Genomic DNA, 15,453 nt, shown 5'->3' with positions numbered 1-15,453 from the left:
TCAGGCGTGCGGCACCGAGGCCGTGATGTACGTACCGTCGGCGCGGCGTACGCCGGTCTGCGGTGCCGAGCCCGGCCCGCCGGCGAGCCGCGGGCCCTGATCGGCGAGCGGTACGACGACCGGATGACCGGCGCTGACCGTCACCTGTTTGCCGCGCACGGACAGCGATGCGGACGACCCGTCCTCGACGGTCAGCTCGACCTCCGACTGGCGTACATCCACCCGGACCCGCGTGCCCAGTAACGTGATCCGGTAGGTCAGGGACTCCCACGACTCCGGGAGGCGCGGGTCGATCGTCATCTTGCCGTCGTAGTCGCGGAGACCGCCGAAGCCGAACGTGAGCGCGCTCCACACACCTCCGGTCGACGCGACATGCACACCGTCGGTCGTGTTGCCGTGCACATCGACGAGGTCGACGAACAACGCCATGTTGAAGTAGCGCAACGCGAGCTCGTGGTAGCCGACCTCGGCAGCGACGATCGACTGCACGACCGCCGACAGCGTCGAGTCGCCCGTGGTGATCGGGTCGTAGTACTCGAAGTCGGCGCGCTTCTGCTCGGGCGTGAACTGGTTGCCCTGCAAGAACAACGCAAGCACCACATCGGCCTGCTTGAGCACTTGGAACCGGTAGATCACCAGCGGGTGATAGTGCAGCAGGAGCGGACGGTTCTCCGCCGGCGTGTTGGAGAGGTCCCACACCTCGCGGTCGAGGAAGTGGAAGTCCTGCGGGTGGATGCCGAGCCGCTCGTCGTACGGGATCGCCATCGCCTCAGCCGCCCGCCTCCAGTCGGCGATCTCGGAGTCTTCGAAGTCGAGTCGAGCGAGCATCCGCCGGTATGCCTCCGGCCAGGTGTCACGCAGATGCTCGACCGCGGCGGCCGCACGGCGCAGGTTGAAGCGGGCCATCACGTTGGTGAAGAGGTTGTCGTTGACGACCGCGGTGTACTCATCGGGCCCGGTCACGCCGTGGATGTGGAACGTGCCGTCGCCGTTCGTACGCCAGAAGCCGAGATCGACCCACATCCGCGCCGTCTCGACGAGGATGTCGATCGCCTCGCGCATGAGGAAGTCGTCGTCGCCGGTTGCGGCGACGTACTTGGTCAGCGCGTACGAGATGTCGGCGTCGATGTGGTACTGCGCAGTGCCGGCCGCGTAGTACGCCGACGCCTCCTCACCGTTGATCGTGCGCCACGGGAAGAGCGCCCCGCGCTGGGTGAGCTCACCTGCACGCTTACGCGCGGCGTCGAGCATCTGGTAGCGGAACCGCAGTGCGTTGCGCGCCAGCCGCGGTGACGTGTACGTGAGGAACGGCATCACGTACACCTCGGTGTCCCAGAAGTAGTGTCCGCCGTAGCCGGAGCCCGTCACACCCTTCGCGGGCACGCCGCTGCCCTCAGCGCGCGCGGACGCCTGCGCGAGCTGGAAGAGGTTCCAGCGCAGCGCCTGCTGCACCTCGGGCTGCCCACCCACCTCGACATCGGCGCGCTGCCAGTACGCGTCGAACCACGCGCGCTGGTCATCGAACTGTTTGGCAACGCCTTCGTCCAGAGCGCGGTCGATCGTGCGTCGGCACCGGTCGACGAGCTCGCGCACCGGAACACCGCGTGACGTGTGGTACGTGACGACCTTCGTCAGCGAGATGGGCACGCCGGGCTTCGCGTCGACGCGAACCGTCGTCTTCGCCATGTCGTCCTCGGCGTACGTGCGTACCCGATGGGCATTGTCGGTCTCGACGATGTGATGGGCCGCGCAGGCGAGGGTCATCCCGGAGTTCGTGCAGCGATAGCCCAGAACCATCCGGCCGGCGTCCGCTTCCTGGAACTGCGGCTGGAGTACCCGGCCGCTGAACCTCGACGCCTTCCGCGGGTCCATGCCTTCGCCCATCGCGGCGTCCCGTACGTGGTACTCGTCCTCGCCATCCTGGCGATTCAGGATCTGCGACGAGATCACGACGGGAGCCGAGGCATCGAGCAGCGTCACCTCGAAGGTGAGGACGGCGAGGTGGCGTTGAGTCATCGACACCATCCGGCGCGAACGCACGCTCACCCGCTTGCCGCCCGGCGTACGCCAGACCAGGTTTCGGCTCAGCACGCCGTCGGCGAAGTCGAGACTGCGCTCGTAGTCGATCAGGTCCGCGACGGGCAACAGCAACGGCTCGTCGTCGACGTAGAGCCGAATCACCTTGGCGTCGGGTACGTTCACGATCGTCTGGCCGACCTTCGCGAACCCGTACGCCTCCTCGGCGTGGTGGATCGGCCACGTCTCATGGAACCCGTTGATGAAGGTGCCGTGCGTGTGGCTCTCGCGGCCCTCGGGCACGTTGCCGCGCATACCTAGGTAGCCGTTGCCCACCGAGAGGATCGTCTCGGTCGAACCGAGGTCGTCGTCGCTGAAGACCGTCTCGCGCAGCCGCCACGGGTCGACCGGGAAGCGGTTGCGGTCGAGCGGGTCGCCGACGGGCGGCGGTGTGTGTGATGCGCCGATGTTCACTGGACCAACTCTCCGAGATCGCTTACGACGGTATCGGCTCCGGCCCCGTACAGCGCGTCGGCGCCCGCACCGCGGTCGACCCCGATGACCAGGCCGAAGTCGCCGGCACGGCCCGCCTGGACACCGGACAACGCGTCCTCCACGACCACCGAATGCGCATTGTCGGTGCCGAGAAGCTCCGCGGCGTACGCAAACGTCTCCGGCGACGGCTTGCCCTGTAACCCCTGCTCGGACGCGACTCTTCCGTCGACGACCACCTCGAACCGGTCGTCGATGCCGGCTGCCGCGAGCACCCCGGGTGCGTTTCGCGAGCTGGAGACGACGGCGACCAGTGTCTTGCGCGCGGCGAGCTCATCCAGGAAGCGAACCGAACCTGGGTACGGGTCGACACCTTCCTCGGTCAGGATCTTGTTGAACATCGCATCCTTGCGGTTGCCGAGGCCGCATACGGTCTGAGCGTCCACCGGGTCGCTCGGATCGCCTTCGGGTAGCTCGATCGACCGCGATTCCAGGAAGGAACGCACCCCGTCGTAACGCGGTTTGCCGTCGATGTACGCGTAGTAGTCCGCCGTCTCGTACGCCTGCTCGTCTCGAGTGGACAAGAAGTCGGAGAACAACTGCTCCCACGCATGCATGTGCACGTCGGCGGTCGGTGTGAGCACGCCGTCGAGGTCGAACAGAACGGCCGTGGATTCCTGCCAATTCACAACGAGCAAGCGTAGGGGTTCACCGTGTGTAGGGGCCAGGCGACGCCCGCCCGTCTCATCAGGTGACGGATGAAAGTATCGCGATGGGCACGACATCGGAGGGAATGGTCACATGACGAGCAAGATGGCCGCTGAGATCGCGGAACAACCGGGGGCGGTCGCACGTACGCTGCAGACCTTGCTCCCGCACCGGGCCGAGATCGCCCGTTTGGCGCAGGGACGCCGCCACGTGCTGCTCGTCGCACGAGGGTCGTCCGACAACGCCGCCGTGTACGCGCGCTACCTGATCGAGACGCATTGCGGTCTGAGTGCCGCACTCGCGGCGCCGAGCGTCGCAACGCACTATGCGGGCGATCGCGACTTATCGGACACGCTCGTGGTCTCGATCAGCCAGTCGGGTGAGACCTACGAGATCGTCGCAACGCAGGCGTGGGCGCGCGAACGCGGCGGAGCCACCATCGCAATTGCGAACGTGGCCGGCAGCAGGCTGGTCCGCGAGTCCGACCTCGCGCTCGTGACGCAAGCGGGCCCGGAGGTCGCGGTTCCCGCCACCAAGTCGTACCTCACCCAGCTCACCGCACTCGCCGTCGTCACCGACGCGCTCATGCCCGACGGAGAGAGCCTCTCCGCGGCACTCGCTCGCGTACCGGATGAGGTCGAGCGGCTCCTCGACACCGAAACCCAGCCTGCGGTCGACCTGCTCGCCGGAGCCGGCGAGGTGCTCGTGACCGGTCGCGGCATCATGCTCGGCACGGCACTGGAGACCGCGCTCAAGTTCGAGGAGACCTGCCTACGCCCCGTACGCGGACTCTCGTACGCCGATCTGCGGCACGGCCCGATCGCGATCGTCGACCGCGATGTACTCGCGGTACTCGTCGCCGCCGGCGACGGCCCGCTGGTCACGGGTATGACCGACCTCGCCCGCGAGCTGCGCGAACGGGGTGCCTCGGTGCTGGGCATCGGCGGCGATGCAGACTTCCGGACCGCATGCGACACCTGCCTCCTCGGGCCAGACCTGCCGGAGGCGGTCGCACCCCTCGGACTCATCGTGCCCGCACAGCTGGCGATCGAGTCGCTCGCTCGTACGCTCGGACTCGACCCCGACGCACCGCGTGGGCTTTCGAAAGTCACCCGCACCGACACGGAACGCTAGCGGCGGTCGGAGCTCGCTTCGGTGCGACCCGCCTGCCTGCCCAATTCCTCGTCACTGTCGGCTTTCCCGCTTTCTTCGGCGACATCCCGTCGCTTCACCTCTCGCCGCTGTCGGCTATCCCTGCTCCTTCGGTTGGGTGAAAGACGCGGCGACGCGGGAGCCGCAGCTACGGGGCTCGGCTTGCTTGCCGGCTAACCCGATTCGGTTGGCATTTGCGGGGTCGGTGGTGGTAGTTCACCAAGTAAACATGGTGAAGCACCACTTCTTCCGTGCTCTGCACGGCAACGTTCCGCTCTGCACGGCGCGTACGCCATGCACAGTGACAGATTGCCATGCCCGCTGGTACGCAAGCGGCCACCGAGACTGGTGTGACACCCAAACCGGACCTTACCCCGATCCCATATTAAGGTGAGCGGAAAGCCGCCAAGCAACCGAGCCGAAATGGCGCCTCCGCGCGTCGCCGCGTCTTTTCCCCAGCCGAAGAAGGCGAGGGCCGACAGCGACGCTGAATCGGGCAGACGGGTAGTCGAACCGAGAAGAGGCCGGAGCCAGGCAGACGAGTGGCCGCACCGAGCAACCGGAAACCACGCAGCGAACGTATTAGGGTGCCCCCATGGACGCACTCGCTGTGATCGTGGTCGGCTTCTTCGGTCTGTGCTTCCTCTACTCGGTCATCCGGCTCGGCGTACGTGACGGCATCCGCGATGCGCGTCGAGACGAGGTGAAGAGATCCGAGTCCTGATGTCGAATCCGGGGTCTCGGCCGCGACACAGATGGTGAGACCAAACCGCCGTCGACGGGAGACATCATGACATCGCACGCACCGGAACCTCGCTCGTCCGATGCGCTCGTGGAAGCCACGGGCCGCGACTACGCAGCCTGGTTCGCCGCCCTGGACGAGTGGAGTCCCCCTGGGCGTCCGTACCGCGAGATCGTCGAGTGGCTGACGAGGCAGGGCGTCAGTGACTGGTGGGCGCAGAAGCTGATCGTCGAGTACGAGCAGAGCCGCGGCGTACGGGAGAAGGGTGCGCGGGCGGGAGGCACCTTCGCCGGCGGCGCCAGTAAGACGATCCATGTTCCGGCCGAGACCGTGTTCGAGTCGTTCACCGACGCCGAGAGTCGCCGCAAGTGGCTGTCCGAGCCGGAACTGAGCGAACGTACGTCGCGGCCGCATCGCTCCGTGCGCTTCGATGCGCGCGACGGGTCACGGGTGAACGTGACGTTCGATGCGAAGGACGCCGACCGCACGGTCGTCGCCGTCGAACAGGTGCGCCTGCCCGATACCGATTCGGCCGAACGCGCCAAGGCGACGTGGCGAGAGCGCTTGAGCGTGCTGAAGCAGCTACTCGAAGACTGACCCCGATGGACCTCAGCAGTGACTCGCTCTCGGACCTCCTGCGCGTCCTCGACCTGACCGGGGTCTTCGCGAACGCGATTCTTGGCGGCGTCATCGCCCGGAGCGCACGCCTCGACCCGGTTGGTTTCGCGATCCTCGCGATCATGTCCGGGCTCGGCGGCGGCATGATCCGCGACGTACTGCTGCAGAACGGTCCGCCCGTTGCGCTGACCGACTACTGGTACGTGCTGACTGCCGTCGCGGGTGCAACGATCGTGCTGCTCCTACCCGTCGGGGGACGCGTCTGGGACGGCCTCTGGCCGTGGCTCGATGCCATCGCGCTCGGCTGTTGGGCGGCGGCGGGCGCCCAGAAGACGCTCGATCTCGGTCTGGGCTGGCTCCCGGCGGTCATGCTCGGCACGATCACCGCCGTCGGCGGCGGCTTCACGCGTGATGTCGTACTGCAACGGATCCCGGGGATCCTCGGAGGCAACACGCTGTACGCGACGTGTGCACTACTTGGGAGTGGAGTGCTCGTGATCTTCTACCGCTCCGGGTATCCGGTGCTGGGTTCGTTCGCCGCAATCCTGGTTGGTGGCGGACTCATGCTGATCGCCCGTTGGCGGAACTGGGTGCTGCCGCCCGGTGACGAATGGGTAGCGCTTGCTGCCGTTCGCAGGCGGTACGTCCGTTCGAGACGGCTGCGCAACCGCTCGGGCCGCAACGGTGACGACAACAACGAAGGGTGAGAGACATGACGACGTCGCGAGCACGGACGGTTTGTTCCGGTCTTGAAGAGGTCCGCGAGCAGCTGGAGGACACCTACCGGACCCTCCATCAGAACCCCGAGCTGTCGCATCAGCAGGAGCGTACGGCTCGCCTGGTGGCCGATCGGCTCGGCGACAACGGCTACGAGGTCCGCTCGGGGATCGGCGGCCACGGAGTCGTCGGGATCCTCCGCAACGGAGCGGGATCGAGCGTGCTGTTGCGCGCCGATATGGATGCCCTTCCCGTTCGAGAAGCGACCGACCTTGACTACGCGAGCACGGCAACGGGCACCGACGACGACGGTACGGAAGTTCCCACGATGCACGCGTGCGGGCACGACGTTCACGTTGCCTGCCTGCTCGCGGCGGCAGCCGTACTGGTCGCGGCGCGTGACCAATGGTCGGGCACCCTCATCCTGGTGTTCCAACCGGCAGAGGAGACCGCCGACGGCGCTCGGGGGATGGTCGACGACGCACTCGCCGAGGTGGTCGGTGACGTCGATGTCGCAATGGCGCAGCACGTTCTCGCGCTGCCCGCCGGCCAGATCGGGACGCGAGCGGGCGCGATCTTCTCGGCCGCGGACAGCATGCGGATCACGGTGCATGGCCGCGGAGCGCACGGCTCGATGCCGCAGGCGGCCGTGGATCCGGTCGTCTTGGCGTCGTCGATCGTTCTCCGGCTGCAGACGATCGTCGCCCGCGAGATCGCACCGGGCGACTCCGCGGTGGTCACGGTCGGCAGCGTTACGGCGGGCTCGAAGAGCAACGTCATCGCAGACAAGGCAGCCCTGCAGCTGAACGTACGCACGTACGACGACGCCACCCGTACCCACGTACTCGGCGCAATCGAACGGATCGTGACCGCCGAGTGCGCGGCGTCGGGATCACCGAGTGAGCCGGAGTTCGACTACTACGACCAATATCCGTTGACCGACAACGACGCTCAGACCACCGATCGGGTGGCGGAGGCGTTCGCCGAGTTCTTCGGCGAACGCGCGGGCGAGCTACCCGTGCAATCGGCCAGCGAAGACTTCAGCGATATTCCGAACGCGCTCGGCACGCCGTACACGTACTGGGGACTCGGTGGGACCGACCCCGACCAGTACCGCGCGGCAGTCGAGTCGGGGCGCGTCAACGAGGACATCCCGGTCAACCATTCGGCGTCGTTCGCACCGGTCATGCAGCCGACGCTCGACTCCGGCGCGCAGGCGCTGGTCGTCGCTGCGCTCGCCTGGCTGTGAGTCAGCGACCGGCCTTCGCGTGCTCGACGGCCTCGGACTCCTCGGGCGAGAGCTGCTGATCGCACGACCAGTCGGCGATGTTCTTGACGTACGTACGAGAGTCGCTGCGGCCGTGGATCGAGGTGATGACGATCCCGTCGCCACCGTCGTCGAGCAATGCGAGCGACCACGACATATGACCGCCCATGTCACCGAACGCGTCGTAGCGCACGGCCGACATGTGCCGGAACGTCTCGGCAGCATCCTGGCGCAGGGCCTGCACCTCGTCTCGCAGCACCTCGACATCGGCAGGGAGCGCATCTGTCGACGCCCGGCGGCGGCGCACCGCACGCGCATCACGCCACGCGATGCCGGCGAGCGCCGCGCCGACGACGGCGAGCACACACGCGATCACGGCGAGGACGAGCGCTACGGAGTCGGACTGCACGCGCTCACCCTAACCGCGGGCGGTGCGCGGACCGTCCATAACGCGCGGGCCGCTGCGGGCCAGTTGCGGCGGTACGAATCAGAGCGCGGGGCGTACGTTCAAGCTGCGTGACGGCATCTCGACCGGCGGCGTCACCGGCCGGACTCGACCAAGGCCGCGAGACGATCGATGGAGCCCCGGAGCTTGTCCGCGGTCGTCGATCGTGCGCGCGGCAGGCGCTTCTCCTCAGTCAGCTGCGTCCAGTCGTACGTATGGGTGACCCGCGTTCGGGACGGGCCGACGGACTCGAGCTCCCAGCGCCAGAGGTGGCCGGGTGGTTCTTTGCCGGGCTCGGCCGGCAGCCACGCGATCAGGTGGCCCTCATCGAACTCGACCACGTGATTCTCCCGGACGACACCCGTGGTCGTCATCATCGAGAACACTGCACCCAGTGCCCGAACCCGCTGACCCTGCTCGGCTTCGGCCAGGTTGTCGTTGCCGTCCCAGCGGGGTTGCTGGGACGGATCGGCGATGAGTTCGAAGAGCTGGTCGGCGTCAGTTGCGATCTCACGACTGGCGCTGACGATGCGCGCAGGCTCCTCGGGACTACTCATGCCCCAATCAAAGCACCAGCTCCTCGCCCGCACCAGATCAATTCATTCGCGTCGTGCTGTGCCGAAGGGATTGTCGATGACGTAGCGCCACAGTCCGTCTCTGCCGCGGCGCGCGACATCCGTCGCCGTTCCTGCCAGCTGAAATGTGGTGCCATCGGCAAGTACGCCGTCGATCCGCCAGTCGACGATGAGCAGCGCGGTGTCTCCGCATTCGTGGACCTCACGTACATGAACCTCGATGGGTAGTCCCAGTAGCTGGAACTCGGCGTTCGCCTCACGCCGGTCGGAACCACTCGTCGCCCGACCGCTGCGATCAACGAAGACTCCGTCGGGTGCGTAGACCGAATCCAACAGGTCGGGGTCACCGGAGCTGAACGCCGCCGCGAACACCTGCGGATGTTCGCGTGCGACGGATGTCAGGCGCAGTTGGCCCTGGTGGATACGTTCGGGAGCATGGTCCATGCTGCGAGAGTCCCATCGGCGCACGTACCTCACCAAACGGTTCGTTCGGAGTTGGTGCTCGACGACCGGGGCGAGGTGCCGCGGCCCGACCCGCACTGCCCGGTCGAGGTCGCTTTGGCCGCCGTAAGCGGCCGCTGGACCACATTGCTGCTACGTGAGCTGATGATCCGTCCCCACTCGTACAGCGAGCTGCGCACCGCGTTGCCGACCCTGTCCGACAAGGTCCTCACCGACCGACTCAGGCAGCTACGTGCGCTGGCGCTGGTCGACCGCGACGTCCATCGCGGCTACCCCTCCAGAACCCGCTACTCGCTCACCCCCGCGGGGCAGAGTCTCGGCCCGCTCCTGGTCGAGTTGTACCGCACCGGCAGCAAGATCGCTGAGCTGCGAGACGACATCGCGTGATGAATACAGCCTCAGCGGGGTCGTGATCGGCCACGACGATCACCTGATCGAGCCGTTCGGTACAGTGACGCCTGGTGTGCCGGGAAGTCTGGTCGGCGTCAAGTCCGGCGACCCCGAGCGAGGCAGGTATGGCAGCAGAGCACACCGATCCGGTCAATCCCGACCATGACGTCTACGGCGCGTACGGCTCCGGCGGCGGCTGGACGCGAGCAGAGACCACCGGCGGCACGCTGCTGATCATCGGCGCGCTGATCGCGCTGGCGTGGGCGAACACACCGTGGCGCGAAGCGTACTTCGACCTTCAGAGCTACGTGATCGGACCCGAGTCCATCCATCTCGACCTGTCGCTCGCCGAATGGGCGGCCGACGGACTGTTGGCGGTCTTCTTCTTCGTGGTCGGCGTGGAGCTGAAGGCGGAGTTCGTCACCGGTTCGCTGCGACATCCACGCAAGGCGGCGCTGCCGATCATCGCGGCCGTTGGCGGCATGACCGCACCGGCGATCATCTTCACAACAGTCGTGCTCGTCTCGGGCGAGGACGCCTTACGTGGCTGGGCGATTCCGACGGCGACCGACATCGCCTTCGCGCTGGCCGTGCTCGCGGTCGTCGGGCGAGGGCTGCCCACCGCGATGCGAACGTTCCTGATGACGCTCGCCGTCGTCGACGACCTACTCGCGATCACGATCATCGCGATCTTCTATACCGACGACCTTTCGTTCCTCGCCTTCGCGGGCATGCTCGTACCGCTCGCGTTGTTCGCCTTCCTGGTCCAGAAGCGGGTCACGGCGTGGTACGTACTGGCCCCCATCGCGATCGTCTGCTGGGTGCTCATGCACGCCTCCGGCGTGCACGCGACGATCGCCGGCGTCCTGCTCGGCTTCACCGTTCCCGCCATCCTGCGTGACGGTGAGCAGCACGCGATGACGCACCGGTTCGAGTACGCGCTGCGTCCGCTGTCTCAGTGCCTGGCACTTCCGGTCTTCGCGTTCTTCTCGGCGGGTGTCTCCGTCGCCGACGCCGGCGGAGTCGACAGCCTCGTCACCGATCCGGTCGCGATCGGCGTCACTGCCGGCCTCGTACTCGGCAAGATCCTCGGCATCTGGGGCACCGTTGCGGTCCTCGTACGTACGACGAAGATGCATCTCGAAGAAGGCGTCACTCCGGCCGACATGCTCGCACTCGCCATGCTCGCGGGTATCGGCTTCACTGTTTCGCTCCTGGTCACCGAGTTGGCGTTCGGCCATCATCCGCACGGTGAGCACGCGCGCATCGCCGTCCTCGCCGCATCGTTCATCGCTGCCGTGGCGGGTTCGGTCGTGGTACGAATGCGGCTCCGCGCGCGACGTACTGCCAGCGCCTGAGCTGCCCGGGGCTGCCGGTCACTGAGGCAGGAGTACGCTCCGAACGCATGAGCCCCGAGTTCTTGGTCACGTCGCTCGTCATCGCAGCCACGCCGGGCACCGGGGTGTTGTACACCCTCGCCGCGGGGCTCACCCGCGGCGCGCGCGCCAGCCTCATCGCAGTCATCGGATGCACGTTGGGGATCGTGCCGCATATGGTCGCCGCGATCACCGGCGTTGCCGCCCTCTTGCACACGAGCGCGGTCGCGTTCAGCGTGCTGAAGTACCTCGGGGTCGCGTACCTGCTGTACATGGCCTGGCGCACGCTGCGCGATACCGGTGCCTTGGCGGTCGACGACAAGGCACCGGACTCCGCACGCAAGGTGATCACGTCGGGTGTGCTGATCAATGTGCTGAACCCGAAGCTGACGATCTTCTTCTTCGCTTTCCTTCCGCAGTTCGTCAGTCCGACGGATCCGCACGGAGTCTTGTCCATGGTCGAGCTGAGCGTCGTGTTCATGGCAGTGACGTTCGTCGTGTTCGCGGTCTACGGAGTCTTCGCCGCCGCAGTACGCGAACAGGTCATCAGCCGGCCCAAGGTGCTCGCCTGGATGCGGCGCGTCTTCGCCGGCTCGTTCGTCGCACTCGGAGCGAAGCTCGCGTTCAGCTCCCGCTAGCCCGCTGCCCCTGCCGGCCACAGCGACGGGCGTCGCACCGGTCGAGGTAGCGCGCCGAGAGGCAGCGGCGGAATGTCACACCGCCCCGATACCCGCACTCGCCTAGCCTGGTGGAGTGATCACTCTCGGCCGGGCGCTCATCGCGACGTGCCTGGTCGTCTTGAGCCTCGGGATGTACGCGCCCGCGGCGACGGCAGACGATCAGATCCGGCCGGCACCGGTCACGTACGTCGGCACCGGCAACCTGCGGTGGGACCAGCTGTCGCCGCAGATCACGCCGACCCTCTGGCGGCTCGTCGGCAAGTCGGCCGTTGCGTCGATGTCGGTACGCTCCGCCCGCGATGTGACCTGCCCCCTCGACGGCTGGCTCAGCATCAGCGCCGGCAGCAAGGCTCTCGCGGCGAAGCCGACCGGCGACCGCAGCAGCCTCAACCCCGGCCAGCTCGAGGGTGAAGTGCCGCAGTCGTGTCCGCCCATCCCGCCGGTAGAGCATGGGCAGGTGGCCGACTGGCAGAAGTACGTCGACCTGCAGACCGACTCGACCGGCTCGTACGGCCGTCCGGGAACGCTCGGCCAGGCGTTGTCCGACGAGCAAACGTGCAGTACGGCGATCGGTGCGGGCGCCGCCGTGGCGTTGGCGCGCAAAAACGGATCCGTCGAGCGGTACGCGGCCGGCTGGAGCTCGAAAGCGCAAAATCGGTGCCCGGTGACCATGATCGACGCGGCAGCTGTCGCCGACCGCTACAACGACGCATCCAGCAGCGCGCTACACCGTCTCGACGCGCTGGTTGCCGACGTCGTCAGAGCCGCACCCGACGGGTCGTACGTCATCGTCAGCGGAACTGCTGACAGTGCTCGAGTACCCACCCGGCCGCAGGTCGCGATGTCGTACCAGGTCGGCTCGGACGAGGCCGGATGGCTCACCTCGGAGACCACCAGACGCAGTGGGTACGTACACCTCAGCGACGTGGCCGCCACCGTACTCGCGGCCACACAGATCGAGCCCGCGCTCGACGCCCGCACGATGACCGTTGCCGCAGACCGAGACCTGTCGGTCGCCGAGACCGTCGAGGATCGCGAGGATGTCGCCGCGCTGAGCGAGGTGATCCCCGAAGACGGGCCGGTGTTCGGGGCTTGGATCGTCGCCGTACCGCTCGCCGTCATGGCGGCGAGCCTGGCGGCCCTGATCGCGCGTCGCCGTGGGGCAACGTGGGCGCGGCATCCGCTGTTCGTACGGATCGGGATCGTCGCCGCACTCTTCGCCGCCGCGATCCCGAGCGCGCTGTACCTGGCGACAGCGGCACAGTGGTGGCACACGGACCATCCCACGGTCACCCTCGCCGCGGTCGTCGTCGCGATCGCCGGCGCGATCACGGTGCTGTGCCTCATCGTCCGCTGGGACCGTCCGTACCGCTTCGTCGCTGTGCAGTCGGGCATCACGTTCGCGGCACTGACCGTCGATGGCGTCATCGGGACGCCGCTACAGGTCGGCAGCCTGCTCGCTGCGGGACCCGTTTACGGCGGAAGGTTCTTCGGCTTCGGCAACGTCACCTTCGTCGTGTACGCCGTGAGCGCGATGCTCACCGCCGCCGTCGTCGCACAGGAGCTTCGCCGCCACACGTCTAGGCCGTGGGTCGTCGCTGCGGGCATCGGCCTGGTGGCGATCGCCGTCGACGGCTGGCCGACCTTCGGGGCGGACTTCGGAGGGATGCTCTCCCTCGTGCCAGGCGTGCTCGTACTCGTGCTGCTCCTCGCGGGCGTGCACCTGGGGATCGGCCGACTCTTCGCAGCGGCCGCTACAGGCGCCATCGTCGTCGCGATCGTGTCCTACCTCGACTATCTGCGGCCCGCCGGCGAGCGAAGCCACTTCGGCTCGTTCGTCGCCCGGCTGCGCAACGGTGAAGCCTGGGATCTCCTGTCCAACAAGATCGACGCCCTCATCGCCAGTTTCAGCGGGCCCGTCGGGTGGCTGGAGATCGCCGGGTTCGCGCTCGGGATCGCGGTGGTGTTACGACCCCGGCGCCTGCACGTACCCGAGCTCGCCGAGCTGTACGCCGAGTGGCCGGCCTTGCGGCCCGCGCTGATCGCGATCGCGGTGACCTGTGGCATCGGCTCGCTGGTCAACGACTCCGGTGTACTCATCGCCGGCCTTGCGGTGGTCGCCGTCGCGCCGCCGATGATCGCGACCTGCGCGTGGTGTGCCACCAGGTCACCCCACGGCACCGAGGTGAGCGCATATGACGCAGCGCGCTGACAGGCGCTGGCTTTCCGGCTGGCGTGGCACCGTACTCGGAGCCGCCGCCCTCATCACCGTGCTCACCGTCCTCGCTCGGATCGCCGGCTTCGCACGCAACTGGGTCTTCGCCCACACCGTGGGTCAGACCGACCTCAACGGCGTCTACATGACCGTCAACACGGTCCCGAACATCCTGTACGAGATCGTGGCCGGCGGCGCACTCGCAAGCCTCGTCGTACCGCTGCTCGCACACGCCGTCGAGGCGAACGACCGCTCGCACGTCAACCGCACGGCTTCGGCGTTGCTGACATGGACGATCGTCGTTCTCACACCGATCGCCGTGGCAATCGCCCTGCTGGCCGAGCCCATCGCACGGTTCATGCTCCGCGACGGTGTGGGAGTCGATATCGGTGCATCCATGCTGCGGGTCTTCGCCGCGCAGATCGTGCTCTACGGCGTCGGCGTCGTGCTGACCGGGATCCTCCAAGCACATAAGCGATTCGGCGGACCCGCCTTCGCCCCGCTGTTGTCCAGCCTGGTCGTCATCGGCGCGTACCTGACGTACGCGATCGCGGCTCCCCGCGGCACCGACCTGGCGACGATCAGCAAAGGACAAGAGCTGATCCTCTCGGTGGGCACGACCCTCGGCGTTGTCGCTTTGAGCCTGAGTCTGCTCGTACCGCTGTCTCGGCTCGGTCTACGGCTTCGTCCGACCATGCGGTTCCCGACCGGAGTCGGCCGCTCCGTCCGCGCACTCGCGTACGCAGGGATCGCGGCCTTGGTGGCACAACAGGCCTCGGTGGTCGTTGCGCTTCTGCTCGGCAACGCGGTGTCACCCGTCACGACGGCGGTCTTCGTACAGGCACAGACGATCTATCTGCTGCCCTGGGCGGTACTCGCCGTGCCGGTGGCAACGACGGTGTTCCCGCGGCTCGCCGACCGGTGGGCAGCCGACGACAGGTCGGCATACCGCTCGCAGGTCGGAGCAGCGACAAGCGTCGTGGTGGTCCTGGCCTGCGCCTCCGCGGCCGCCAGCGTTGCCGCGGCACGGCCGCTCGCACGGGTGATGGTCCAAGGAGTGCCCGGTACGAACAGCGTCGACGAGCTCACCGCCGGGGTGATCGGCTTCGCGCCCGGTCTGCTCGGCTACGGCCTCTTCGCACTTCTGTCTCGCGCTCTGTACGCGACGCACGAGACCACAACGACGGCCGTCGCCTGCGTCACCGGCTGGATGGTGGTCATCGCTGCCGATCTCGTGCTCGCATCGACGCTGAGTGAATCTCACCGGGTCCTCGCACTGTCGATCGGCAACAGCGTCGGCATGACCGTACTCGGAGCCGGCCTGGTGCTGGCGGTACTCCGCCGCGCGGGTGCGCCCGCGCTTGCAGGTGTCTCAAGAGTTGCAGTCGCCTCTGTCGTCGCCGGACTGGCAGCAGCGCTTGCAGGTTGGTGGTTCGAGCGGCTCATCGACGGCGGCAGCGCCTGGGCAGCGGTCCTACAGGGGCTGGCGTCCGCACTCCTCGCCGCGGTCGTCTTCACCGCAATCGTCGCCGCGGTGGCGCGACAACCAATCCTCCACGCTGTCGGCGCACTGCGAACTGCCGGATCGGAGACCTGAC

At 67.4% G+C, this 15,453-nt stretch carries 14 protein-coding genes; 9 read left to right on the top strand and 5 right to left on the bottom strand.

Annotation, left to right across the window (positions count from 1 at the left end):
- Both MU582_00950 and MU582_00945 read right to left on the bottom strand, forming a co-directional pair.
- Positions 1-2,490: a glycoside hydrolase family 65 protein gene (locus tag MU582_00950; GenBank protein ID UPK75238.1), complete on the bottom strand. Its 2,490-nt coding sequence runs from the start codon at positions 2,488-2,490 to the stop codon at positions 1-3.
- On the bottom strand, positions 2,487-3,197 hold the full coding sequence (locus MU582_00945; protein ID UPK75237.1) for a beta-phosphoglucomutase family hydrolase: 711 nt from the start codon (positions 3,195-3,197) through the stop codon (positions 2,487-2,489). The genes MU582_00950 and MU582_00945 overlap by 4 nt, the downstream gene beginning before the upstream one ends.
- Before the next feature lie 112 nt (positions 3,198-3,309).
- On the opposite strand from MU582_00945, the gene MU582_00940 reads away from it, so the two are divergent.
- From MU582_00940 to MU582_00925, 4 genes are all read left to right on the top strand, one after another.
- Complete coding sequence (locus tag MU582_00940; GenBank protein ID UPK75236.1) at positions 3,310-4,350, top strand: SIS domain-containing protein; 1,041 nt, start codon at positions 3,310-3,312, stop codon at positions 4,348-4,350.
- Between the two features lie 808 nt (positions 4,351-5,158).
- On the top strand, positions 5,159-5,707 hold the full coding sequence (locus MU582_00935) for a hypothetical protein (GenBank protein ID UPK75235.1): 549 nt from the start codon (positions 5,159-5,161) through the stop codon (positions 5,705-5,707).
- A 5-nt stretch (positions 5,708-5,712) separates the two neighbouring features.
- On the top strand, positions 5,713-6,435 hold the full coding sequence (locus tag MU582_00930; GenBank protein ID UPK75234.1) for a trimeric intracellular cation channel family protein: 723 nt from the start codon (positions 5,713-5,715) through the stop codon (positions 6,433-6,435).
- 5 nt (positions 6,436-6,440) lie between these two features.
- Positions 6,441-7,694: an amidohydrolase gene (locus MU582_00925; GenBank protein UPK75233.1), complete on the top strand. Its 1,254-nt coding sequence runs from the start codon at positions 6,441-6,443 to the stop codon at positions 7,692-7,694.
- Position 7,695: 1 nt separating this feature from the next.
- On the opposite strand, the gene MU582_00920 is transcribed toward MU582_00925, so the two are convergent.
- From MU582_00920 to MU582_00910, 3 genes are all read right to left on the bottom strand, one after another.
- Positions 7,696-8,121: a DUF4446 family protein gene (locus MU582_00920; GenBank protein ID UPK75232.1), complete on the bottom strand. Its 426-nt coding sequence runs from the start codon at positions 8,119-8,121 to the stop codon at positions 7,696-7,698.
- A 131-nt stretch (positions 8,122-8,252) separates the two neighbouring features.
- The gene (locus MU582_00915) at positions 8,253-8,714 is read right to left on the bottom strand and encodes an SRPBCC family protein (protein ID UPK75231.1); all 462 of its coding nucleotides are present in this window, start codon (positions 8,712-8,714) and stop codon (positions 8,253-8,255) included.
- A 42-nt stretch (positions 8,715-8,756) separates the two neighbouring features.
- On the bottom strand, positions 8,757-9,176 hold the full coding sequence (locus MU582_00910; protein UPK75230.1) for a DUF4440 domain-containing protein: 420 nt from the start codon (positions 9,174-9,176) through the stop codon (positions 8,757-8,759).
- Between the two features lie 54 nt (positions 9,177-9,230).
- On the opposite strand from MU582_00910, the gene MU582_00905 reads away from it, so the two are divergent.
- From MU582_00905 to MU582_00885, 5 genes are all read left to right on the top strand, one after another.
- On the top strand, positions 9,231-9,581 hold the full coding sequence (locus MU582_00905) for a helix-turn-helix transcriptional regulator (GenBank protein ID UPK75229.1): 351 nt from the start codon (positions 9,231-9,233) through the stop codon (positions 9,579-9,581).
- A gap of 128 nt (positions 9,582-9,709) precedes the next feature.
- Positions 9,710-10,942 carry a Na+/H+ antiporter NhaA gene (nhaA, locus tag MU582_00900; protein UPK75228.1) on the top strand — a complete coding sequence of 411 codons (1,233 nt, stop codon included), beginning with the start codon at positions 9,710-9,712 and terminating at the stop codon, positions 10,940-10,942.
- 47 nt (positions 10,943-10,989) lie between these two features.
- Complete coding sequence (locus tag MU582_00895) at positions 10,990-11,598, top strand: LysE family translocator (protein ID UPK75227.1); 609 nt, start codon at positions 10,990-10,992, stop codon at positions 11,596-11,598.
- A 115-nt stretch (positions 11,599-11,713) separates the two neighbouring features.
- Positions 11,714-13,852, top strand: coding sequence for a hypothetical protein (locus MU582_00890; protein ID UPK75226.1), 2,139 nt, complete (start codon positions 11,714-11,716; stop codon positions 13,850-13,852).
- On the top strand, positions 13,836-15,452 hold the full coding sequence (locus tag MU582_00885) for an MATE family efflux transporter (protein UPK75225.1): 1,617 nt from the start codon (positions 13,836-13,838) through the stop codon (positions 15,450-15,452). Before MU582_00890 ends, MU582_00885 begins: the two co-directional genes overlap by 17 nt.
- The last annotated feature ends 1 nt before the right edge of the window (position 15,453 follow it).

Source organism: Nocardioidaceae bacterium SCSIO 66511 (assembly GCA_023100825.1).
GTDB lineage: Bacteria > Actinomycetota > Actinomycetes > Propionibacteriales > Nocardioidaceae > Solicola.
Note: the sequence above shows the minus strand (reverse complement) of the source record. Positions and strands in the feature narration are given on the sequence as shown.

Coding starts and splice junctions, on each gene's coding strand:
- MU582_00895 (UPK75227.1), top strand. CDS start 10,990: ATGAGCCCCGAGTTCTTGGTCACGTCGCTCGTCATCGCAGCCACGCCG.
- MU582_00930 (UPK75234.1), top strand. CDS start 5,713: ATGGACCTCAGCAGTGACTCGCTCTCGGACCTCCTGCGCGTCCTCGAC.
- MU582_00935 (UPK75235.1), top strand. CDS start 5,159: ATGACATCGCACGCACCGGAACCTCGCTCGTCCGATGCGCTCGTGGAA.
- MU582_00910 (UPK75230.1), bottom strand. CDS start 9,176: ATGGACCATGCTCCCGAACGTATCCACCAGGGCCAACTGCGCCTGACA.
- MU582_00915 (UPK75231.1), bottom strand. CDS start 8,714: ATGAGTAGTCCCGAGGAGCCTGCGCGCATCGTCAGCGCCAGTCGTGAG.
- MU582_00885 (UPK75225.1), top strand. CDS start 13,836: ATGACGCAGCGCGCTGACAGGCGCTGGCTTTCCGGCTGGCGTGGCACC.
- MU582_00940 (UPK75236.1), top strand. CDS start 3,310: ATGACGAGCAAGATGGCCGCTGAGATCGCGGAACAACCGGGGGCGGTC.
- nhaA (UPK75228.1), top strand. CDS start 9,710: ATGGCAGCAGAGCACACCGATCCGGTCAATCCCGACCATGACGTCTAC.
- MU582_00925 (UPK75233.1), top strand. CDS start 6,441: ATGACGACGTCGCGAGCACGGACGGTTTGTTCCGGTCTTGAAGAGGTC.